At 74.3% G+C, this 21218-nt stretch carries 21 protein-coding genes; 8 read left to right on the top strand and 13 right to left on the bottom strand.

Annotation, left to right across the window (positions count from 1 at the left end; translation table 11 throughout):
- Positions 1–25: 25 nt before the first annotated feature.
- Both ACIBCA_RS09195 and ACIBCA_RS09200 read left to right on the top strand, forming a co-directional pair.
- Complete coding sequence (locus ACIBCA_RS09195; protein WP_396282206.1) at positions 26–1159, top strand: FAD-dependent monooxygenase; 1134 nt, start codon at positions 26–28, stop codon at positions 1157–1159.
- Between the two features lie 50 nt (positions 1160–1209).
- Complete coding sequence (locus ACIBCA_RS09200; RefSeq protein WP_396282207.1) at positions 1210–1410, top strand: hypothetical protein; 201 nt, start codon at positions 1210–1212, stop codon at positions 1408–1410.
- On the opposite strand, the gene ACIBCA_RS09205 is transcribed toward ACIBCA_RS09200, so the two are convergent.
- The 5 genes from ACIBCA_RS09205 to ACIBCA_RS09225 form a co-directional block, all read right to left on the bottom strand.
- Positions 1368–2000, bottom strand: a complete 633-nt coding sequence (locus tag ACIBCA_RS09205; RefSeq protein ID WP_396282208.1) for an NAD(P)H-dependent oxidoreductase — start codon at positions 1998–2000, stop codon at positions 1368–1370. The two genes, ACIBCA_RS09200 and ACIBCA_RS09205, sit on opposite strands and share 43 nt — an antisense overlap.
- On the bottom strand, positions 1997–2773 hold the full coding sequence (locus tag ACIBCA_RS09210) for a serine hydrolase (protein ID WP_396282209.1): 777 nt from the start codon (positions 2771–2773) through the stop codon (positions 1997–1999). Before ACIBCA_RS09210 ends, ACIBCA_RS09205 begins: the two co-directional genes overlap by 4 nt.
- 63 nt (positions 2774–2836) lie before the next feature.
- Positions 2837–4345 (bottom strand): hypothetical protein, encoded by a 1509-nt coding sequence (locus ACIBCA_RS09215; RefSeq protein WP_396282210.1) that lies wholly within the window; start codon positions 4343–4345, stop codon positions 2837–2839.
- A gap of 121 nt (positions 4346–4466) precedes the next feature.
- Positions 4467–5219, bottom strand: coding sequence for a leucyl/phenylalanyl-tRNA--protein transferase (locus ACIBCA_RS09220; RefSeq protein ID WP_396282211.1), 753 nt, complete (start codon positions 5217–5219; stop codon positions 4467–4469).
- Positions 5216–8539, bottom strand: a complete 3324-nt coding sequence (locus ACIBCA_RS09225) for an amino acid adenylation domain-containing protein (RefSeq protein WP_396282212.1) — start codon at positions 8537–8539, stop codon at positions 5216–5218. Before ACIBCA_RS09225 ends, ACIBCA_RS09220 begins: the two co-directional genes overlap by 4 nt.
- Before the next feature lie 190 nt (positions 8540–8729).
- On the opposite strand from ACIBCA_RS09225, the gene ACIBCA_RS09230 reads away from it, so the two are divergent.
- The gene (locus ACIBCA_RS09230; RefSeq protein WP_396282213.1) at positions 8730–11861 is read left to right on the top strand and encodes an EAL domain-containing protein; all 3132 of its coding nucleotides are present in this window, start codon (positions 8730–8732) and stop codon (positions 11859–11861) included.
- A gap of 95 nt (positions 11862–11956) precedes the next feature.
- Here the strand turns inward: ACIBCA_RS09230 and ACIBCA_RS09235 are convergent, their stop codons facing one another.
- The 3 genes from ACIBCA_RS09235 to ACIBCA_RS09245 all read right to left on the bottom strand — a co-directional run bounded on the left by ACIBCA_RS09235 (position 11957) and on the right by ACIBCA_RS09245 (position 13341).
- On the bottom strand, positions 11957–12289 hold the full coding sequence (locus tag ACIBCA_RS09235; protein WP_396282214.1) for a hypothetical protein: 333 nt from the start codon (positions 12287–12289) through the stop codon (positions 11957–11959).
- Complete coding sequence (locus ACIBCA_RS09240; RefSeq protein ID WP_396282215.1) at positions 12286–12786, bottom strand: DUF6232 family protein; 501 nt, start codon at positions 12784–12786, stop codon at positions 12286–12288. Before ACIBCA_RS09240 ends, ACIBCA_RS09235 begins: the two co-directional genes overlap by 4 nt.
- Positions 12787–12996: 210 nt before the next feature.
- Entirely contained in the window at positions 12997–13341 is a 345-nt protein-coding gene (locus ACIBCA_RS09245; RefSeq protein ID WP_396282216.1) for a winged helix-turn-helix transcriptional regulator, read from the bottom strand.
- A gap of 107 nt (positions 13342–13448) precedes the next feature.
- Here ACIBCA_RS09245 and ACIBCA_RS09250 point away from each other — a divergent pair, with 107 nt between their 5' ends.
- The gene (locus tag ACIBCA_RS09250; protein WP_396282405.1) at positions 13449–14327 is read left to right on the top strand and encodes an NAD(P)-dependent oxidoreductase; all 879 of its coding nucleotides are present in this window, start codon (positions 13449–13451) and stop codon (positions 14325–14327) included.
- Positions 14328–14399: 72 nt separating this feature from the next.
- On the opposite strand, the gene ACIBCA_RS09255 is transcribed toward ACIBCA_RS09250, so the two are convergent.
- Positions 14400–15116, bottom strand: coding sequence for a hypothetical protein (locus ACIBCA_RS09255; RefSeq protein ID WP_396282217.1), 717 nt, complete (start codon positions 15114–15116; stop codon positions 14400–14402).
- A gap of 203 nt (positions 15117–15319) precedes the next feature.
- On the opposite strand from ACIBCA_RS09255, the gene ACIBCA_RS09260 reads away from it, so the two are divergent.
- Entirely contained in the window at positions 15320–16312 is a 993-nt protein-coding gene (locus ACIBCA_RS09260; protein WP_396282218.1) for an LD-carboxypeptidase, read from the top strand.
- Here the strand turns inward: ACIBCA_RS09260 and ACIBCA_RS09265 are convergent.
- Complete coding sequence (locus tag ACIBCA_RS09265; RefSeq protein ID WP_396282219.1) at positions 16305–16679, bottom strand: winged helix-turn-helix transcriptional regulator; 375 nt, start codon at positions 16677–16679, stop codon at positions 16305–16307. The genes ACIBCA_RS09260 and ACIBCA_RS09265 overlap by 8 nt on opposite strands.
- A gap of 24 nt (positions 16680–16703) precedes the next feature.
- On the opposite strand from ACIBCA_RS09265, the gene ACIBCA_RS09270 reads away from it, so the two are divergent.
- Complete coding sequence (locus ACIBCA_RS09270) at positions 16704–17099, top strand: YybH family protein (protein WP_396282220.1); 396 nt, start codon at positions 16704–16706, stop codon at positions 17097–17099.
- Between the two features lie 47 nt (positions 17100–17146).
- Positions 17147–17878 carry a hypothetical protein gene (locus ACIBCA_RS09275; protein ID WP_396282221.1) on the top strand — a complete coding sequence of 244 codons (732 nt, stop codon included), beginning with the start codon at positions 17147–17149 and terminating at the stop codon, positions 17876–17878.
- A 79-nt stretch (positions 17879–17957) separates the two neighbouring features.
- Here ACIBCA_RS09275 and ACIBCA_RS09280 read toward each other — a convergent pair whose 3' ends face one another.
- Together ACIBCA_RS09280 and ACIBCA_RS09285 are read right to left on the bottom strand one after the other, a co-directional pair.
- A complete protein-coding gene (locus ACIBCA_RS09280; RefSeq protein ID WP_396282222.1) occupies positions 17958–18371 on the bottom strand; it encodes a hypothetical protein in 414 nt (137 codons plus the stop codon).
- Between the two features lie 4 nt (positions 18372–18375).
- The gene (locus tag ACIBCA_RS09285) at positions 18376–18948 is read right to left on the bottom strand and encodes a hypothetical protein (protein WP_396282223.1); all 573 of its coding nucleotides are present in this window, start codon (positions 18946–18948) and stop codon (positions 18376–18378) included.
- A 218-nt stretch (positions 18949–19166) separates the two neighbouring features.
- Here ACIBCA_RS09285 and ACIBCA_RS09290 point away from each other — a divergent pair, with 218 nt between their 5' ends.
- A complete protein-coding gene (locus ACIBCA_RS09290) occupies positions 19167–19721 on the top strand; it encodes a hypothetical protein (RefSeq protein WP_396282224.1) in 555 nt (184 codons plus the stop codon).
- Here the strand turns inward: ACIBCA_RS09290 and ACIBCA_RS09295 are convergent.
- Complete coding sequence (locus tag ACIBCA_RS09295; protein WP_396282406.1) at positions 19664–21199, bottom strand: GNAT family N-acetyltransferase; 1536 nt, start codon at positions 21197–21199, stop codon at positions 19664–19666. The genes ACIBCA_RS09290 and ACIBCA_RS09295 overlap by 58 nt on opposite strands.
- Positions 21200–21218: the final 19 nt, after the last annotated feature.

Raw genomic sequence — 21218 nt, forward strand, 5'->3', positions numbered from 1 at the left:
CCGCGACTCTGGAGAAGCACACGCCATGACCCCACCCCTGCGCGTCCTCGTCCACGGCGGCGGCATCGGCGGCCTCACCGCCGCGCTCGCCCTCTCCCTCCGCGGCCACCGGGTCGACGTCGCCGAGCTGCGCGAGCAGCCCGAGGCGCTCGGCGTCGGCATCATCCAGCCCTCCAACGCCCTGCACGTGATGCGTGAACTCGGCGTGCTGGACGCCTGTCTGGCCGAGGGCTTCGCCTGGGAGGTGCTGACCATCTGCGACCCGGCCGGCGCCATCCTCGCCCGGATCCCGCAGCCCCGCATGGCCGACGCCCCCGCCTGCAACGGCATCCCCCGCCCGGCCCTGGCCCGCGTCCTCGCCGAAGCCGCCGCCAAGGCGGGCGCGACGCTGCGCTTCGGCACCACCGTCGACACGCTGGCCGAGGACGCCGACGGGGTGGAGGTCACCCTCGCCGACGGGCACAGCGGCCGCTACGACCTCGTCGTCGGCTTCGACGGGATCGGCTCCCCGCTGCGCAGGCGGCTGTACGGCGAGGCGTACGGGCCCGAGTACACCGGCTTCGCCAACTGGCGCGTCACCCTGCCGCGTTCGCCCGAGCTGCAGGGCGTGCTGATGTCCACCGGCAACCTCGCCGCCAAGGCGCTGCTCACCCCGATCAGCGACGAACTCATGTACCTGGGCTCGGTGTTCGCCGAGGCCGAGGACTTCCGCCCCGACCCGGCCCGCGCCCACGAGCAGCTGCGCGAGCGGCTCGCCGGCTTCGGCGGCCCCATCGCCGAGGCGCTCGCCCAGGTGACGGACCCGGCCGCGGTCGTCTACTCGCGGATCTCCCAGGTCACCGTCGAGGAGCCCTGGCACGTCGGCCGCATCGTCCTCGCCGGCGACGCCGCCCACGCCTCCACCCCGCACCTCGCCCAGGGCGCGGCCATGGCCGTCGAGGACGCCCTCGTCCTGGCCGAGTCCCTCGACGCCTCGGACGACGTGCCCGCCGCACTGGCCGGCTGGGAGGAGCGCCGCCGCCCGCGCGCCATGTGGGTGCAGGCGCTCTCGCGCGCCGTCCTCAAGCAGGAGACCGGCACCCCGACCACCGAGGAGGAGGACGCCCTCCTGAAGATCGGTGTCCCGGGCGCCGCGCACGTGCTCGTCCAGCCGTACTGAGCACGGCAGTTGCCTTGCCACCCTGCCCCGTCCCGGGGCAGGGTGGGGGCATGCCCGAGGACCCGTACGTGCTGCGCCTGCGCGAGGACGCCCACCTGCGCCGGCTCGAACGCCACCGCGTGCACTCCGTGATCGCCTCCGCCCACCAGGTCGCGGACACCATCGAGGCGGTCGAGCGGGAGGGCTGGCGGCTCGACCACCTGAGCGCCTACGGCACGGGCCTGGCGCTGCTCGTCTTCCGGCTCTCCTGAAGGAGCGCGGCCGCCGACTCCCGTGCCTCGCGCAGCCACTGCTCCCGCTCGGCGTCGGTCGAGTCGGTGACCGTACGGAACACGGTGCGCCGCACGTCCGTCACCCCCGCGTACGGCAGGATGCAGGCCGCCCAGATCCGCTGGAGCGGATCGCCGAACTCGCCCTGCTCCCGGGCCTCCGGGGTGTCCGAGGTGTTGAGCACCAGGGCCCGCCCGGCCTTCAGCAGCCCGGCGGGCTCACCGGCGGCCGTGCCCAGCTTGTACGCCACGCCGGGCACCATCACCCGCTGCGCCCAGCCGGTGAGGATCGCGGGCGGCATGCCCCACCAGTTGGGGTGGATCAGCACCAGGGCGTCCAGATCGCCCACCTCGGCGCGGTGCAGGGCGAGTTGGGCATCAGCGCTGACGCCGTGCGCGTCGACCGTCTCGGTCTCCTCGGCGGTGAGCAGCGGGTCGAAGCCCTCCGCGTACAGGTCGTGCGCCCGTACGTCGCAGCCCCGGTCGCGCAGTTCGTCGACCACGGCCTCGTAGAGCGCGTGGTTGAAGCTGCCCTTGCGCGGATGCGCCAGGTAGACCCCGATGCGGCTCATATGCCCTCCCCCTCAGGCTGGTTGATGTCGTGGCGGCGCTCCCACACCGCCGCCGAGACCCGGGCGAGCAGGCGCGCCGCCGGGTCGGTGCGGTCGCTGCCGTCCGCGAGCGGGCCGGTGTAGCAGACCGCGAGCACGTACGGCGGGCAGTCCGCCGGGTGCACCACGCCCACGCAGAGCCGGGCGCCCGGCACCCAGCCATTTTTGAACGCGATCCGGGTGCCGGGCGGCAGCCCTGCGGCGAGGTCCACCCGGAAGTCGTTGCGCTCCAGCAGGGCGAGCAGCTCCGGCTCCTCCGCGAGGGAGTGCAGCAGCCGCACCAAGTCGCCCGCGCTGACCCGGTTGTGGACACCGGCCTCCCGCGCCGCGTAGTCCTCGATCCCGCGTGGCGTCGCACTGCGGGTGGCCCCGGCCCGCCGCCAGACCTCGGCGACGGCCTGCTGGTCGGTCTGCGCCAGGCAGAGGTTGGTGGCCAGGTTGGAGGAGTGGGTGATCATCCGCTCCGCGAGCAGCCCCAGCGGAGCCCGGGTGCCGACCAGCTCCCAGGGCAGCGGATCGCTGTCCCACGCCGGATCGTTGCCGAACTCCCCACCCACCACGGACTCGAACCGGTTCACCACCGGGATCTCGACGTCCAGGTCCGCCCCGCCCCGCACGAGCGCCGCCAGCACGGCGACCTTCATCGTGCTCGCGGCGTCGTGCAGCTCATCGGCCCGCCACGCGAACACCGGCACCGCATCCCGCGCCCAGGGGGCCACCACGACAGACAGCATGGCCGAAGCGTAGTGCGTGAACCGACGGCCGTGGCGAGGGTTTCGCCACGGCCGTCGACCTGATCAGGTACTGGGCCGGGGTGAGGGCAGCGCGGCCGAGCCCGTCAGGAGGGGCCATTCGCGGTGGTAGGGCGGGAGGGGGAGTTTGCCCTCGATGATCGGGGTGCCGAAGATCTTCAGGTGGGCGAGGAGGGCGCCGTTGAGGTCGACGCCGCCGACGAGGGACCAACTGCCTTGGGCCTGGGGGGCCTTGCCGGAGGAGTCGGCGGTCAGGGAGCCCTCGGCGCGGGCGCTGAGGTAGGGGGCGACGCCCGCCTCGACGCCGACGGTGTCGTAGAGGCCGAGGTTGATGTCGGCGCCGAGGGCGGCGCGGACGGATGCCTTGCCGTTGAGGCGCAGTTGGACCGGGGTCACCTTGGTGTCGGCGTCCGTGGTGGAGGTCCAGCCCTTGCCGCCGGTGTAGTCGGCGCGGACGGCCCAGGTGCCGGCGGCGTCCTGTTCGGCTTCCAGGTGCACCTGGCCGTCGGCGCTGACCTCCAGGTAGCAGGTGAGGCCGAGGTTCACGACGACGGGCAGGCCGGCGACGGTGAGGACGGGGTTGGCCTGGAGCTTGGCGAAGGGGACGCGGACGGGGGTGGCGCCGGTGCCGCGTTTGGCGTCGCCGGTGACCTTCCAGTGGGCGTGGGCGCCGAGGTCGAAGCCGACGGAGGCGGTGCGGGGGCTGCTCGCGGCGGCGCCGTGGTAGGCGAAGTGGACGGCGGGGTGGAGCTGGAGGGAGCCGGTGGCGGCGAGGCTCAGGCCGTCGGGGAGGGGGACGGGGGCGTTGAGGTCGACCTGGAGGGTGCCGGAGGCGTCGGCCTTGACGCCGCCGGGGCCGTCGGCGGCGACGGTGGCCTTGAGGTCCTTGACGAGCGGGGTGACGGTGATGCCGTGTACGTCGATGGGCACCTGGCCGTCGGCTTCGGTGGAGCCGAGGAGTTCGCTCAGGTTCGCGGGCCGGGTGGTGAGGGCGAGGCTGTCGTGGGCGGCGCCGGGCTTGACGCCGGTGACGGCGAGCAGGGCGCCTTGCGGGGCGGCCTCGGTGGGCGGGCTGGCGAGCAGCTGGCCGGCCTTCGCGGCGGTGGTGTCGCCGCCCGTACCGGTCAGGACGGCCGTGCCCGCTGCCGCGTCGTATCCGGTGAGCTGGAGGTTCGTCGTGGTGGGGGTGACGGCGCCGCCGTCCTTGGCGGGGCTGCCGACGGCGGCCCGCCGCTCCCCCGCCGGGGCGACGGCGACCGTGCCGGGCTGTCCGGCGGACGGGCGGTTCGCGGAGCCGCTCGCCGAGCCGGAGCCGGCGCCGGAGCGGGCTCGCGGGGTGGCCGGGCCGGGTGCGGCGGCCGCCGGACTGCCCCCGGCGGTGGTCGCGTCGGCGGCGGTGGCGGCGGCCGGTTCGAGGGTGGCCTGGCCGGTGCCGGGGGTGGAGGGATGGCCGCAGGCGGCGGTTCCGGCGAGGAGGAGGGTGAGGAGGGCCGGGCCGGCGGCCGCCCTGACTATCGAAGGCTTGAGCGGAAGCTTGAGGGAGGGTTTGAACACGCGGCGTCATGTTACTGATGGGGAATCAGTTTGTCGAAGCGACCGACAGACGGGCGACGGGCGACCGACGGACGACCGACGAGCAGCCGGCAGGCGACCGACGGACGACTATATGCGCAGGTCAGCCCAGCCGCGAAGCCGGGAGCGGCCCGCTCTCCAGCACGCCCGGCACGGCGCCGGCGGCCAGCTCCTCCAGGTACCGGGCACGCGGCACCGGCCGGGCCCCGAGGCTGCGCACGTACGGGCCGTCCCACTGCACGTCCAGCAGTCGCCCGCCCGCCCCGCCGAACCGGGCGCCGAGGTCGGCGACGGCCACCCGGGCGGCGTCGGGGCGGCGGTGGAACATCGAGTCGAGGCTGAGCACCGGTCCGGCCACCACCCCGAACGCGCCGCCGACCAGCTCCTCCCCCTCCCACACCTCCCCGCTGTGGGCGGCGCCCCGCGCGTTGAGATCCAGCAGTGCCTCGCGCAACTCCGGGGTGATCCACGCGGGTTGGCGCCCCTCGGCGCAGGCGTCGACCACCCGCCCGAAGGCCCGGTCCACGCTCGTCCACCATCCGAGCCGGTTCCGCAGCCGCCGCCCGAGCCCGCCGGGCACCCGTACCCCGCCGGGCGCCAGCACGGGCCGGGGGTCGGGCGACCACCAGGCCAGCGCGTACGGGTCCTCGCCCGGCAGCAGCGCGATCTCCCCTGCGGCGACGGCCTGTTCGTACCGGGCCTCGGCGTAGGCGCCGGCGAACACGTCCGCCGCCGGGAGCGGGAACAGCCCCCGCCGGTACGCGTCGAGCACGGACTCGGCCCCCAGCTCCCCGCCGAACGCCGCCGGGGCGTCCGCCGGCGCCCGGGCGGGGTCCAGCCCGGCGAAGAGGCTCATCGCGGCTCCCCGAGCAGCCCGTCCGCCGCCATGCGCCGCAGGTAGTGGTCCAGCAACGGCCCGTCCACGCGGGGCAGTTCGGTGCCGCTCCCGGCGAGGATCGTGTCCGCGTTCTCCCGGTCGAACCTCGGGAACGTCGGCCGGAAGTACAGCTCGCTGATGCTCAGCTCCCCGCCCGGCGCCCGGTCGACGAACAGCGGCACGAACGGCGCGATCGGGTGCCTCGGGTGCCCGGCGGCGAATCTCACCAGGTGGCGCACCCAGTCTCCGTACGGGAGTTCGGAGATGCGGTGCCCGTGGGCCCGCATTCGCGCGGCCAGTTCCGGGAGGGTGGCGGGCGAGGGCGAGGTGAGGTGGTAGACCTCGCCGTCGGCCGGGGCATGGGCGGCGATGTGGGCGATGGCGCCGGCGAAGCGGTCCGCCGGGACGAAGTCGAGGGGCAGCCGCACGTCCGGGAAGGTGCCGCTGTCGGCGAAGTAGGCGATGAGCGCGCAGAGTTCGGTGCCGGGGTTCATGGCGCCGCTCGCCAGGTCCCCCGTGACGTCGTTGGTCCGCAGGACCGTCACCGGCAGCCCGGCTGCGGCCGCCTCGTGCAGCAGTTGCTCCGCCACCCACTTGCTCTCCACGTACCCGACCCCCAGCCGTTCCGGGTACGCGAGCGGGGTCCGCTCACTCACCTCGGCGACCCCGGCCGCGCCGAAGCCGGCGAGGACCGCGAGGGTGGACAGGTAGTGCACGGGCACGCCCCGGCTGTGCCCGGCGAGGCGCACGACCTCCCGGGTGCCCTCCACGTTGGCGGCGCGCAACTGGTGGTACGGGTAGAGGAAGTTGACCTGTCCACCCAGGTGGTGGACGGCGTCGAGGTGGTCCGCCAGCCACCGGTACAGGCCGTCGGCCAGCCCCAGCCGGGGCGCGGTGAGGTCCCCGACGAGCGGCACCACCCGGGGGTCGGCGAGGTCGTGACGCAGGTAGCGCTGCTGGGCGGCGCGCAGCCGCTCCAGGGCGTGCTCCTCGTCGGGCGCGCGGACGAGGCAGTGGACGCGGGCCCGGGTGGTGGCGAGCAGGGCGTGCAGCAGGTGCGCGCCGCAGAAGCCGGTGGCGCCGGTGAGGAGGATCTCGGCGGGGTCGGCGCGGCTGGGGGCGGGGCTCCAGGACTGCCGTACGGGGACGGCGAGTCGGGCCTCTGCGGCCCAGTCGACGACGGCCCAGTCGACGGCGGCGGTGTCCGCGTCCGCGCCGGCCGACGCGGTGCCGGCCGGCGCGGTGGCCGCCGACGCGGTGCCGGCCAGCGCGGCGGCGAAGGCCCGCAGTGTCGGGTCGCGCAGCAGGGCCCGGGTGAGGGTGCGGACCTCGCCGACGGGGAAGCCGAACACGATCCGGGCCCGCGCGAGCATCTCCATCGCGAGCAGCGAGGTGCCGCCGAGTGCGAAGAAGTCGTCCTCGGGGCCGACGGGTTCGACTCCGAGCAGCTCCGCCCACAGCTGTGCGAGGGCCGCCTCCCCGGCGTTCGCGGGGCCGGGCGCACCGGCCGGTCGGACGAGCGGCTCCGTGTGCGGCAGCCGCCGCCGGTCGATCTTGCCCGCCGGGGTGAGCGGCATCGCCTCCAGCGCCACGAAGGCGGCGGGGACGAGGTAGGAGGGCAGCCGCTCGCCGAGGTAGGCGCGCAGGTCCTCGCCGCCGGCCGGGCCGGTGTAGTAGGCGGTGAGCGTGCGCGAGCCGTCCGCCGCGGTGCCGTCGGCCGTCACCCGGGCCTGCCGGACGCCGGGGTGGGCGGCGAGGACGGCCTCGATCTCGGCGGGGTCGACGCGGTGTCCGAGCACCTTCACCTGGTCGTCGAAGCGGCCGAGGATCTCGAGCTGCCCGTCGGCGCGCCAGCGCCCGGCGTCGCCGGTGCGGTACATCCGTTCGCCGGGGGTGGGGGCGTACGGGTCGGGCAGGAACGATTCCGCGGTGAGGCCGGGTTCGCGCCAGTACCCCCGGGCGAGTCCGGGGCCGGCGAGGTGGATCCCGCCCTTCTCGCCGGGGCGTACGGGGTTCAGCGCGGCGTCCAGCACGTGCACCCGTACGCCGGGCAGCGGCCGCCCGATGGGCACCGGGGCGGTGTGCCCGGCGTGCGCGACGGCGCCCAGCACGCCCGCCGTGACCTCGCAGAGCGTCGAGGTGACGGCCGCCTCCGTGACGCCGTACGCGTTGAGCAGCCGTACCCCGGGCAGCCGGGCGAGGCTGTCGCGGCAGTCGTCGGCGTGCACCACGTCCCCGCCGACGACCACCAGCCGCAGGCCGTGCGGCGCGGGTCCGGCGGCCGGGAGCAGGCCGAGGAGCTGGTGCCAGTAGGCGGGCGTGAGGTCCATCGAGGTCAGGCCCAACCGGCCCAGCAGTCCGGCGAGTTCGGTCGGCGCCCAGGTGAGCGCTCCGCCCGGCACCACGGTGGCTCCGGCCAGCAGCGGCGCGAAGACCTGCTCCAGGGCGGTGTCGAAGCCGAGCGCGGCGAGCTGCGGCACCCGGTCGCCGGGGCGCAGCCCGTACGCGTCGATCACCCGCTCCAGGGTGAACAGCAGCGCCCGGTGGCCGACGGCGACGCCCTTCGGGTGGCCGGTGGTGCCCGAGGTGTAGATCAGGTACGCCAGGCCGTCCGGCCCGACGGCGGCACCGCCGGGAGCGCCTCCCGTGGCGTCGACCGCGACCCCCGTCACCCCCTCGAAGCCGTCACCTTCCGTGATCGCCACCCGTGCCCCGCAGTCGTCCACCAGGCCCGCCAGCCGCCGCGCCGGGCTCCCCGGGTCCAGCGGCAGCAGCGCCCCGCCCGCCTTGAGCACCGCCAGCCAGGCCGCCACCAGCGCGGGCCCGCGCTCCAGGCACACCGGCACCACCTGCTCGGGCCCGACGCCGCGCTCGCGCAGTGCGGCGGCCAATCGGTCGCTCCACGCGTCGAGTTCGCGGTAGCGGAGCGTCACGTCGGCGGCCTCGACGGCGACGGCCTCCGGGGTCCGCGCCACCTGGGCCCGGAACCGCCCGACCACCGTGTCCGCGTCGGAACCGCCGGAACCGCCGGAGACACCGGAGACACCGGAGACACCGGAGCCCTCTCCCCCCGCGCCCTCGAACCCCAGCTCCCCCGGCCGCCACTCCCGCTCCACGTACGCCCGGCAGTCCGCCGCCCCCGCGGGCCCGTACACCCGCCGCCACCCCTGCGGCACCTCGGGCACCCCCGCCCCGCCCGGCCATAGCGCGTACCGACCGTGGCCGTCGGCGACCACGGCGTGATGCCCGGGGCTCCGCTCCGTCCCCGTGCCCCGTGCGCTGTCTGCTGCGTCGTCCACCGGCTTGACCTCGTGCTGTGGCGGCAGAATGCTGGGAGTGCGACATTTCCGACTATACGCACTCACGGCACAGGAGGACCGCCCGGCCGCAGAACCTCCGGGCGCCCCTCCCACACGCCCGTGCCCGACCCACCCTCGCCCGAACTCCCCCGCCCGGTCGGCGGGTGAAGTCGCGGAGGAGGTAGCCTCGTTGACCCGTCGGCGCCGACGCCTGATGATCTGCTACCTGTGCTGGATGGTGCTGTTCACCGGTGTCTACTACCTCAACCCGGCTCAGCGCATCATCTGGTGGACGGGCATCGGCCTCGGCGGCGTCGCCGCGATCGTGGTCGGCGTCCGGCTCAACCGGCCCGCGCACGCCCGCTACTGGTACCTGCTCGCGCTCGCCAACCTGAGCTTCACCGCGGGCGAGGTCGTCCAGGCCGTCCAACTGGACATCCTGCACCGGCCCAACCCGTTCCCCTCCGCCGCCGACGCCCTCTACCTGGGCGAGTACGTGCTGTACGCGGCCGGCCTGCTCGGCTTCCTGCGCTGGCGCACGGCCCGTCAGGACCGCGCGGGCCTGCTGGACGCGCTGATCCCCACCATCGGGCTGGCCCTGCTCGCGTGGATCTACCTGATCCTCCCCTACGCGCGGAACCCCGACCTGTCCTGGCTGCAGAAGGCCGTCTCCATCGCCTACCCGCTGGGCGACGTCGTCGTCCTCGCCCTCATCCTGCGCCTGATCACCCCCCACGGCGGCAAGTCCCGCTCGCTGCACCTGCTCGTCCTGGGCTCCCTCGGCCTGCTCGTCTCGGACGTCCTGTACGGGCTGATCCAGCTGCACGGCACCTGGCGCATCGGCACGCCGGTGGAGCTCGGCTGGGCGGCGTACTACACGGCCTGGGGCGCGGCGGCGCTGCACCCGTCGATGGTCGAGGTGACCAGACCGGTGCCGAGCCAGCAGCCCGACCCCGGCCCGGCCCGCTTCGCGCTGCTCACCCTCGCCTCCCTCATCGCCCCCGCCATCCTGATCATCGAGTCCCTGGCCGGGAACACCAGCAACGCGGGCGTGATCGGCGCCTTCTCCGCCGTGCTCTACCTGCTCGTCCTGGCGCGGCTGGCGGTGGTGGCCGTGGACCGGCGCCAGGCGGTGGCCCGGGAGCGGGCGCTGCGCGAGGCGGGCGCGCGGCTGACGGCCGCCGTCACGGTGGAGGAGGTCGCGGACGCGGTGCAGGAGGCCGCGTCGACGCTGATGCCCGCCGAGGCCGGCCACGTCGCCCTGCTGGCCGTCTCGGAGGGCGGCGTCCTGCACCTCCGCCACGCCGAACGCGGCGCCGCCCGGCACTCCCCGGCGGCCACGGACGACGAGGTCCTCGCCCTCGCCGCCCACCGGGAGACCGTCCTCCTGCCCGTCGAGGAGATCGGCAGCGGCCTCGCCACCCGCCTCGACGGCATGCCCGCCGCCCTGCTCTGCCCGCTCACCCTCGCCGAGCGCCCCTCCGGGGACCCGCTGATCGGGGCGCTGATCGTCACCGGCACCGAACTGGAGCTGACCGGCCTCTGGAGCTCCCTGGAGATCCTGGCCGCCCAGGCGGCGCTGGCCGTCGAGCGGGTGGTCCTGAGCCAGGAGGTCACGCGCCGTAACAGCGAGCTGTACTTCCGCACGCTGGTGCAGAACGCGGGGGACGTCATCCTGATCCTCGACGAGGACGACGGCGTGCGCTACGCCTCCTCCTCCGCCGAGCGCGTCCTCGGCTACCCGGCGCTGGACGGGCGGCCGTTCACCGATCTCGTCCCGCCGGAGGACAGCCGGGCCGTGGGCAAGGCGCTGGCCCGGATGCGCGGGCCCGCCGAGCCGTCCCCCGGACGTGAACAGAGCCGTGAGCAGCCCCGCGAGCACTGGCGCCTGCTCCGCGAGGACCGCACGCCGATCGAGGCCGAGGTCCGCTACACCGACCTGCGGGCCGACCCGACCGTCGAGGGCCTGGTGCTCACCCTGCGTGACGTCACCGAGCAGCGCCAGATGGAGCGCGAGCTGACCCACCGGGCCTTCCACGACTCCCTGACGGGCCTGGCCAACCGCGTCCTGTTCGCCGACCGCGTCGGCCACGCGCTCTCGCGCGGCGAGCGCAGCGGGGCCGTCACCGGGGTGCTGTTCATCGACCTCGACGACTTCAAGATGGTCAACGACACCCAGGGCCACGCCGTCGGCGACGAGCTGCTGGTGGCCGTCTCGCTGCGGATCTCCACGGCGCTGCGCAGCTCGGACACGGCCGCCCGCCTCGGCGGCGACGAGTTCGCCGTCCTGGTCGAGGACGCCTACACGCCCGCCGACGTGGACGCCATCGCGGACGTGGTCCTGGCCGTCTTCGCCGAGCCGTTCAGGCTGCGCGCGGGCGCCGTCCGGGTGGGGGCCAGCATCGGGGTCGCCACGACGGAGGACAGCGTGGACGCGGCCGAGCTGCTCACCCACGCCGACCTGGCCCTGTACGCCGCGAAGGCCGCCGGCCGCCGCCAGTGGCGCCACTACCGCCCGGCCCTCCAGGCGGGGCTGGTGGAGCGGCACGAACTGAACGAGAACCTGGACGAGGCGATCGCCGAATCCGCCTTCCAGCTGTACTACCAGCCGATCGTCGACCTGCGCTCGGGCGGGCTGGTCGCCTTCGAGGCGCTCGTCCGCTGGCCGCACGACCGGCGCGGCATGGTGCTGCCCGACGAGTTCATCTCCCTCGCCGAGGAGAGCGGCCAGATCGTCCCCCTCGGCGCCTGGGTCCTCGAACGCGCCGTCCAGGAGGCCGCCGCCTGGCAGGCCGCCGCCCCCTCGCGCCCGGCGCCCCTGCGCGTCAACGTCAACGTCTCCGCCCGCCAGTTCCGCGACCCCGGCTTCGTCGACGTCGTCCGCCACGCCCTCGACGCCTCCGGACTCCCGGCGACCGCGCTCGTCCTGGAGCTCACCGAATCCGTCCTGATGCGCCACGACGACCGCGTCCACACCGACATGGCGACCCTGACCGGGCTGGGCGTCGCCCTGGCCATCGACGACTTCGGCACCGGCTACTCGTCCCTGTCCTACCTGCGCGAGTTCCCGATCTCCCTGCTCAAGATCGACAAGTCCTTCATCGACGGCCTCGGCCACTCCGCCCAGCAGGACGCCCTCGTCGAGGGCATCACCCGGATCGCCGAGACCCTCGGCGTCCAGGTCATCGCCGAGGGCATCGAACACCCCGCCCAGCGCGACCGCCTCGCCGCCATGGGCTGCCCCCTCGGCCAGGGCTACCTCTTCGCCCACCCCCTCACCTCGCCCCAGGCCCGCGCCCTGGTGACGGCCGGCCACCCGTAGCGGGCACGCCTCGGGCGCGACGGAGGGCGCCGTCGCGGGCGAACCCGAGGACGACGCCCTCCACTTCACACGTGCACGGCCGCCGGCCGCCCGCCTCAGGCGCCCAGCAGCGCCCTCGCGGCCCGGATCACCGGCACGCCCACCTCGCCGAGCAGCGCCGCGATTCCCGAGATGCGCTGCACCAGGCCGCGCCGGCGCTCCGCGGACGTCTCCGCGGCGATCGAGCCGGCCGCCGCGTCCACCTCCGCCCGGTCGTTCGCGTCCAGGTGCGGGCGCAGCTTCTCGATCTCCCGCAGGAGGGCCTCGACCGCGGGCCCTCCCGCGGCGGAGGCGCCGGCCCTGCCGCCGGCCCTGATGTCACCGGACCCGGTGCTCTCGGCCTTGCCGATGTTGCCGTCGCCGTACTGGTTGATGTGGTCGCCGCTCATGACGACCCCCCGATGTTGCCGCTGCCGCTGCTGTGGGCCTTGCCGACGTTGCCCGAGCCGTACTGGTTGATGACGTCGCCCTGGATCGCGTGCTCCACGTTGATGACGGTCTGTGCGACGTCGGGGTTGCCGATCGCCTTGGTGATCTCGAGGACCAGCCGCTGGATCTCCTCCTGCCGCGTGGACCAGACGGCCTCGCGCTGGGTGCCGGAGGTGTTGAGCACCAGGCCGTACACCGGGGGCTTCCGCAGGACCGTCACCAGCCGCCAGACCAGCAGCGCCTCGACGGCCAGCAGGATGATCGTTCCGACGTTGCCGGCGACGGCCGCGAGGATGCCGCCCAGGAAGATCCAGCCGATGCTCTGGAGGATGAACCTCCGCCACGCGGCGCCCGTGTCCACGGAGAGCCGCCTCTGACCGACATGGGAGATGTTGCGCAGCGGATACGCCTCGCCGCCGACCCACAACACGCCTTCGTTGATGGTTACTTGGGCCACTTTAGGGACCCTCCTGCCCATTTCCGAGCGATGAGGTGTGAAGCATAGCGAAGCCGACAAGGGAACGAGACGGAAGTCACATTAATTTTCCCTTGCCCTCGGATGGCCAGCACTGGCAAGGAAGATGACCGATCATCACCTGACGCCCCGCCATGTGTCCGCCAGGACTTGCCGGGACTTGCCAGGACCTGCCGGGTCGGTGAGCGCCGATCAGCGCGGCTGGAGACCGTCGATGACGTGGCGCTGCCCCCAGGCGCCCAGCGGGACCAGCGCCTCGTTGAGCCGCCGGCCCGTCTCGGTCAGCGCGTACTCGACGCGCGGCGGCACCTCGTCGTACGCCGTGCGGTGCACGATCCCGTCCGTCTCCAGCTCCCGCAGGTGCGCCGAGAGGACCTTCTCCGTGATCCCCGGCACCAGCCGCCGCAGCTCGCCGAAGCGGCACCGCGGCCGATGGGACAGCGCCCAGATGATCAGCACCTTCCACTTGCCGCCGATGACCTCCATCGCGGCGTCGATCCCGCACACGTGCCCACCGGGCCTCGGCACGGTCGCCATCGCCCCACCCCTTCCGACCTCGTCACTCACCTCAGGGTAACCACCCACTTCCAAGTACGTACTTGATCGTCAACCGGCCCGCGCCGAGGCTGAACGGCATGCCAACGATGTCGACGAACACCTCCAAGACCCCCCTGACCCTCCTCGGCCTCGGCGCGATGGGCGCCGCCCTCGGCCGCGCCTGGCTCGCCGCCGGCCACCCGCTGACCGTCTGGAACCGCACCGCCTCCCGCGCCGAGGCCCTCGTCTCCGAAGGCGCGGTCCTCGCCGCGAGCGCCGCCGAGGCGGTGGCGGCCAACCGCCTGGTCGTCGTCTGCCTCCTCGACGACGCCTCGGTGGAGAAGACCCTCTCCGAGGTCGACCTGCGCGGCAAGGACGTCGTCAACCTGGTCACCAGCACCCCCGCCCGGGCCCGCGCCCGCGCCGCCTGGGCCGAGCGGCGCGGCGCCCGGTACCTGGACGGCGGCATCATGGCCGTCCCCCCGATGATCGGCGTCCCGGCCGCCGGGCCGTACGTGTTCTACAGCGGCTCCCGGTCCCTCTTCGACGAGCACCGGAGCGCCCTGGCCGCCCCGGCCGACGCCCGCTACGTGGGCGAGGACGCCGGACACGCGGCGGTGCACGACGTGGCGCTGCTCAGCGCCATGTACGGGATGTTCGCGGGCCTCACCCACGCGTACGCCCTCGTGCGCGGCGAGGACATCGCGCCGACCGAGCTCGCCCCGCTGCTGACCACCTGGCTCGGCGCGATGGCCGGCGCCGTCACCACCACCGCGCAGCGCCTGGAGAGCGGCGACTACACGACGGGCGTGGTCTCAAACCTGGGCATGCAGGCCGCGGGCCGCGCCACCCTGCTCGGCACCGCCGAGGAGCAGGGCGTCAGCGCCGAACTCCTCGCGCCCTTCTTCCGGTTGATGGAGCAGCGGCTCCAGGAGGGCAGCGCGGAGGAGGACCTCACCGGGCTCGTCGACCTGCTGCGCCGCTGACGGCGGGGCGAGCGGGGCGCGGTGGGCCTGGGGGCCTGGGGCCTGGGGCCTGGGGCCTGGGGGCTGGGGGGCTCACGCGCTCCGCGGGGCCGGGCCCGGCCGGTTGCCCCGTGCCAGCTCGAGGACGAGCGACATCGAAACCCCCGCCACCAGGAGCCAGGCCGCGACGGCCAGCGCCAGGGTCACCGGGAAGGACCACTGCAGGTCGGCCAGCACGGCCGAGCCGATGAGGGACCCGAGGAAGACCGTGCCGCCCCACAGCGCCGGCATCCCGGACCACTCCCTGCGCAGCCCGAGCAGGCCGTAGGTGATCGCGACCGATCCGAGCCCGATCAGGAGCGAGTGCGGGATCATCGACGTCCAGGAGACGTGCGGGTCGTCGTGCTGGTGGCCGTTGTGGGAGAGCCGGACGACCTCGCCCTTCCAGAGCTTCAGGTCGACGCGGGTCTCGGGCTGCACGTCGTTGTAGAAGGCTTCGGTGAGGTCGTGGGTGGTGGTGGGGCCGGACTCGCGCGTGACCTTCACCCGGTAACTGGTGCCCGCGCCCTCACCGCCCTCGTCGACCCACTTGAGCGTCACCCGGCCGGTCTCCTGGCGCAGGCAGTCCCCGTCCGGGGTCGCGGTGGTGCACAGGGGTGCGGAGAGGTAGGCCCCGGCCTCGTCGTAGCGGTCGACGAAGCGGGCGAAGCCGAAGGCGACCGCGGAGAGCCCGATCAGCAGCAGCACCCCCCGTACGGTCGCCCGGAGGGCCCGGTGCCCCTCGTTCCGCTTCCAAGACCACGCAGCCATGACGCCTCCCGTGCATCCCGTGCATCCTGTGCATCCCGAAACGTTCCCGATCGGTGAAGGGATGATGCCGGTCGGCGACGGTCGTGGACGAGCAACTCGTGACATCTGTAGCAGAGTCGTGTGCGAGCTGTTGATCGATCGTCACGACCGGGCCGGTTGAAAACCCACCTGCCCTCGACGACGGCACCGGCGACACTGGCCCCATGACGATCCCCGCGCCACTGCGCCCCCGCGCCCTGAAGCCCGGCGACCTCGTCGTCGTCGCCGCGCTCTCCGGGCCGCTGCCCGCCGCGTACGAGCCCAACGTCGAGCGGGCGGTGGCCGTTCTCCAGGGCATGGGCTTCCGCGTCCGCCGGGCACCGCTGCTCCGGGCCGGGCGCGGGCACTGGTGGAGCGCCGCCACCCCGGCCGAGATCGCCGCCGAGCTCAACGGCCTGCTCCGCGACCCCGAGGTGCGCGCGATCGTCGCCGCCGACGGCGGCCAGACCGCCCTCGGCTACCTCGACCTGATCGACGTCGACGCCGTCCGGGCCGACCCCAAGCCGATCCTCGGCTACAGCGACATCTCCCTCCTCCACTTGGTGCTCCACGCCCGCACGGGCCTGGTCGGCTTCCACGCGGACATGGCCGTGCCCGGCTTCGGCGACACCTGGCAGTCCGTGCCCGAGGAGCGCCGCGCCGAACTCTCCGCGTTGTACACCAGGTTGCTGACCGGCACCGAGCCGCTCGGCGCGCTGCCCACCGGGCCGGCGTGGGAGTGCTGGCGCCCCGGGCGCCCCGGGCGCGTCGAGGGGCCGCTGATCGGCGCGGTGATCAACCGCATCGTGCTCGCGCAGGCGACGCCCTTCGCCCTGCCCCCCGAACGGTTCGACGGTGCGGTGCTGTTCTGGGAGGAGATGGGCGGCCACGCCTCGCACGTGTGGAGCTACCTCCAGGTGCTGCGGCACTGCGGCGTCCTCGACCGGATCGCCGGCATGGTCGTGGGCGTTCCGCGCGAGATCGCCGGGCTGGAGCCCGGCGCGTCCCCGGACCTGCGCGAGATCGTCCTCGACGTCCTCGGCGGGCGTGACATCCCGGTGCTGGGCAACGTGGACATCGGGCACGCCGGGCCGAACCTCCCGATGCCCGTCGGCATCCGCGCCGAACTCGACGCCTCGCGGCGGAGGTTGGCGCTGCTCGAACCGGCCGTCAGCTGAGTGCCGATCCCGTCCGGTACAGCTCCACCAGCAACGGGCGCAGCGCCTCACCGCGGGGCGTCAGCCCGTACGAGGTCCGCACGGGGAAGCCGCGCACGCGCTCGCGCACCACCAACTCCCGCTCCTCCAGCGCGCGCAGGCGCTCGGCCAGCACCTTCGGGCTGATCCGCGGCAGCCGCTCCCGCAGCTCCCCGTACGACGCCGGGCCGTGCATCAGCTCCCGCAGCACCAGCGTGGTCCAGCGGCCGGCGATCGCCGCGAGGGCCACCTCCACCGGGCAGTCCCGCTCCGGGCTGCCCGTGCGGCCGCGCTCGTCGGGGACCAGTTCCGCGTCCCAGGGCCTGCCGCTTTCCGTTTGGTGACCCACGCGGGGCCCGACTTCACTGCTCACATGACTCACCACCCCACCACCCTCCCCCTGACCACCGACCCGGCACAACACCCGGCCGTCTTCGCCGCCGCCTTCAACAGCGGCGACCCGGACGCCCTCGCCCGGGTCTACGAACCCGACGCCCTCTTCGTCCCCACCCCCGGCCGCACCACCACCGGCCCCTCACTCGCCCGCGCCAGCGCCGAGTTCCAGTCCCTCGGCGTCCCCATCACCGTCCGCCCCCGCCACACCTACGTCACCGGCGACCTCGCCCTCCTCATCGTCGACTGGACCATCGAGGGCACCGCCCCCGACGGCACCGACGTCCACCTCACCGGCACCGCCACCGACATCGCCCGCCGAGACCCCGACGGCCACTGGCGCTACGCCGTCGACAACCCCTTCGGCACGGCCTGACCCACCGCACGGCGGGCGCCGTCGGAGGCGTGTTCTAAGGTCCGGTCATGATCACGCGTCCCACCGGGCGAGCAGAGGGGCCGTACGACGCGGCCTTCCTGCCGCGCCGGCAGATGAGCCTCCGCGCCGCCGAACAGCCGATCCGCGAACCGGTGGCCAAGCTGGGCGGGCAGCCCGTGTGGCTGGGCGAGCCCGCCTGGCCGGTGGACCCGTCCACCGGCCGTCCACTGGTGTTCGTCGGGCAGTTCCCCGTCCCCGGAGACGAGCTGCGGCTGGCCTACCTCTTCCTCGACGAGGACGACCTCATCATGGGCGGCCTCGATCCGGAACGCGGCGACGCCGTCCTGCTCGTACAGCCCGGCGGCCGCGTCCCCGCCTCCGCCGTCATCGGCCCGCCCGGCACGCAGGGGCGGACGCTCTGGCGCTGGGGGCCCGACGACTCGGAGATCCCCGTCGAGTGGCACCTCGACCTCCAGCCGGTGGAGCCGGAGGTCGAGCGGTCGATCCACGAGCAGGCCGCGTTCGAGCGGGGCCTGCGGGGCGAGGGTCCCGACGTCGAGCAACCCGGCGGTGAGGACCTCCACGACTACCTCGGCGGCACCGCCTGCTTCCCCAACACCTACGCGCGCATCGGCTCCCCCTGGCAGTTCCTCTTCAAGATCAGCGACGCCGGCGAAGCCGAGGACGACCCGTACTTCCTCAACTTCGGCTACGGGTACGGCTTCGGATTCGTCAGCCCCGACCATCTCGAGGGCCGCTTCTACTGGGAGTGCTCGTAACCACCGCCCGTTGCACAGGAAGTCGGCCGGGCCGACTTCCTGTGCAACGGGGCTCGCGGGAACTACGGAAGTAGTGGCACTACTGGAGTAGTTCTCCCGGTTTCGGCGTGTTCGCGGAGCGGGCCCAGTCCTCCGCCTGTTCCCGGGGCCAGAGGAAGCGGGCGGCGAACTCCTGCTCCTCCCCGGGTTCCGCCTCCGTCAAGGCGCGCACCAGTGCGGGGCTGTAGACGGCGCGGACCCGGAAGTTCACCAGGAACCGGCTCTCGACGACCATCCGTACGTAGCGACGGCTGTTCCCCCGGTGCCGGCCGGCGACGATAACGCATTCGCCGCCGTCGCCCCAGGCCGGCGGCGCGATCCACACCTTCGCCCCCGGCGCGAAGTGCCGCAGCCCCCTGCGGATCTCCTGGCCGCCCACGCCGTGCCTGGTCTCCTGGGCGACGTTGGCCACGAGGCACACGCCCAGCGGCTCCGGCCCGGTCTCCTCCGTCATCGCGCTACTCGCCGTAGTTGGTGGTCAGCCCGGCCGCGTAGGCGTCCGGGACCGGGCCTCGGTAGACCTGCTGCAGCCAGGAGTCCAGCACGCCGGCCGCGTCGAGGCAGGGGCCGTAGCGGGTGCACCAGTCGGCCCGCGCGGCCCCGTCCGGGAAGCCGCGGAGGACGGCGAGCTCCGGGCCCCGTTCGCCCCAGCAGCCCCAGCGGGCGGAGGGGCCGGTGAGGGCGACGGCCTCGGCGCCGATGGTGATCGAGTCCAGCGCGGCCGGGCCCGAGTCGAACCCGACCGCCGCCCAGTAGTCGTCCGGGGTGGCGTCCACGGGCAGCGACAGCGTCGGCCCGGGGGCGCCGTACGCCTCGACCACGTGCAGGTCGACCTGCCGGTCCCCGTGCAGCCTGGCCAGTGCGGCGAGCCCCGGCCAGGCGTCCGGGGTCAGCAGCAGGTCGAACGCACGGAACACGGCTTCGTCGGCCAGCTCCCGGAAGACCTCGCCGGGCAGCCTGGCGCCGAGGTCGAAGACGGTCTCCGCGCGGGCGAAGGCGGCGGACTGGTCCGCGGTGGTGTGATCGGCCATCGGGCGAGCGTACACGCACCATGATCACCGGGCAGCCGGGTTTCCGGGCAGCCGCCCGGGCGCCTCGGCCGGCGGGAGCGGGGGCGGGGTCTGCCTCGCCTTCCTGCGCACCCCGGTGGAGGGTGTGGTACCAACCGACGGCTCCCTCCCCCGCCGGGGGGAGGGAGCCGGCCCTGCGGGAGGACGTGGTCCCGGCGCGGGGCGGCGAGTCTGGAGGCATGATCACCGCCACCGAACCGCCCGCCGCACCGCCCGCGCCCCGGTGGGCGGTGTGGGCTGCGCACGCCGCCGCGCTCTCCACCGTGCCGTCCGGGCTGTGGCGGATCGCCATGGGATTCGGCCTGCCGGTCGGGTACAGCGAGCAGGTGCTGCGCCACACCTTCCGGATTCCCGGGGTGGGATCCGTCGCCGTGATCGCGCTCAGCGTCGTGTCCGAGGCCCTCGCGCTGCTGACGATCGGCCTGGTGCGGCCCTGGGGCGAGGTGGTGCCGCACTGGATCCCGTTCATCGGCGGCCGCCGCGTCCGCCCGCTCGCCGCCGTCGTCCCGGCCGGGCTCGGGGCGTTGGCGCTCACCGTGCTGTGGGGGGACGGCCTGGACTGGTGGAGCACCGAGCACCACCCCGCCTACGAGGGGGTGTGGCTCCACATCATCGGCGTCGCCTACATGCCGCTCGTCCTCTGGGGCCCGCTGCTCGGTGCCGTCACCGTCTCCTACTACCTCCGCCACCGGACACGGAAGTTCGTCGGCAGTAGCCGCAACTCCTCCAGCTGAGCGGCCAGTTCGGGCGCCTCTTCCTCAACCGGGCGCCCGTCCACCAGTGGTGCGGAACTGTAGATCCTGCGCAGCGAGAAGTCCCACCCCGGCCCATCGCCCCGGCCCGGCTCGACCCCCAACCGGTGGGCCTCGTACCGGATCCGGCGGCTCTCCGCCGCCGTCGCCTCGTACGCGTCGAGGGCCGACCACAGCTGCTGGTCGGTCATCCGCGCCACCTCGGCCGCCGCCGGGCCGTCCGGAGCGTCGAGCAGCCGGCCCGCCAGCCGCCGTACCACCGACACCGGGCCCACGTTGTCCCAGGAGGTGTGCAGCCGCGCCTCCGCGCACACGGCCCCCACCAGCACCGCCGCGCCCTCGCGGTCGGCCGACACCACCCCGCCCTCCAGCCGCAGCCCCGCCAGCAGCGCGGCCGGGTCGGCGTCGAGCCGCCCGGCCGAACGGCCGCTGCGCGCATAGGAGTCCAGGTGGTCGAGGTTCATCAGGCCGGGTCGTCCGGCGAGCCCGTCCAGCGCGCCGACGACCTCCTCGACGCCGGTCCCGTGCCGCGCCAGTACGCCGCCGATCGGCTCGGTGCGCAGCAGCTCCAGGCCGATCGCGTGGTGGTCGAGCCCGCCGAGGCCCTCGAAGGTGTGGCTCAGCGGCAGGTGCCCGATGTCGTGCAACAGGGCCGCCACCCGCAGGGGTTCGTCCCCCGGGCGGAAGTGTGCGACGAGCGCGAGCACCCCGAGCGTGTGCTCCAGCCGCGAGTACGACTGCAGGGTGGTGAGCGCCGACGCACCGCCGTGCGCCACGAAGTGCAGGCGGCGCAGCGGTTCGGTGCGCAGCAGTTCGGCTTCCACGGGGTTGAGCCGGACGGCGGTGCGCCACAGCGGGTCGGTGAACTCGGGTGCCAGGCCGAGGACGTTGCTCGGGACGGCCGGGGAGGTTCGGGTGGGCGTGGTCTCCTCGCCCTGTCCGTCCACGCGCCTCTCGTAGCGGCTCTGCCAGTGGACCGGGCCGTCGCCGGGCTGCTTCCCCGAGGGATCCATCCACTGGACGTCGCCGCGGTGCACGAATCCGCGGGCTTCGTAGTAGGAGCGCAGCCGCGCGTTGGACCTCACGCAGTCCAGCCGCAGGAACTCCACGCCCCGGCCGTTCGCCGCGGCGAGGGCCCAGTCGAGGACGACGGCCCCGAGCCCCGGCGCCCAGCGCCGCACCGCCAGCTTGTGCACGTACGCGGCCGTGCCGCCGAGGTCGGCCCAGTGCGGGTCGGTCCAGTCCACGGTGACCGTCGCGGCCACCTTCTCGTCGACGCGGACGAGCCAGGTCTCCCCCCGGGCGACGGATCCCTCGACCCATCCGCGCTCGAACCGCGCCGGCCACTGCCTGATGCCCTGGGCGGCCAGCCGGCCAGCCGCCTCGTCGAGCACCTCCAGCACCTCGCCGATGCGGCTCTCGTCGACGCGTTCGAAGGTGAGCTGCCTGCCCTGCCACATCGAAGTCACGGACCCGATG

It is taken from the genome of Kitasatospora sp. NPDC051170, assembly GCF_044455705.1.
Lineage (GTDB): Bacteria > Actinomycetota > Actinomycetes > Streptomycetales > Streptomycetaceae > Kitasatospora.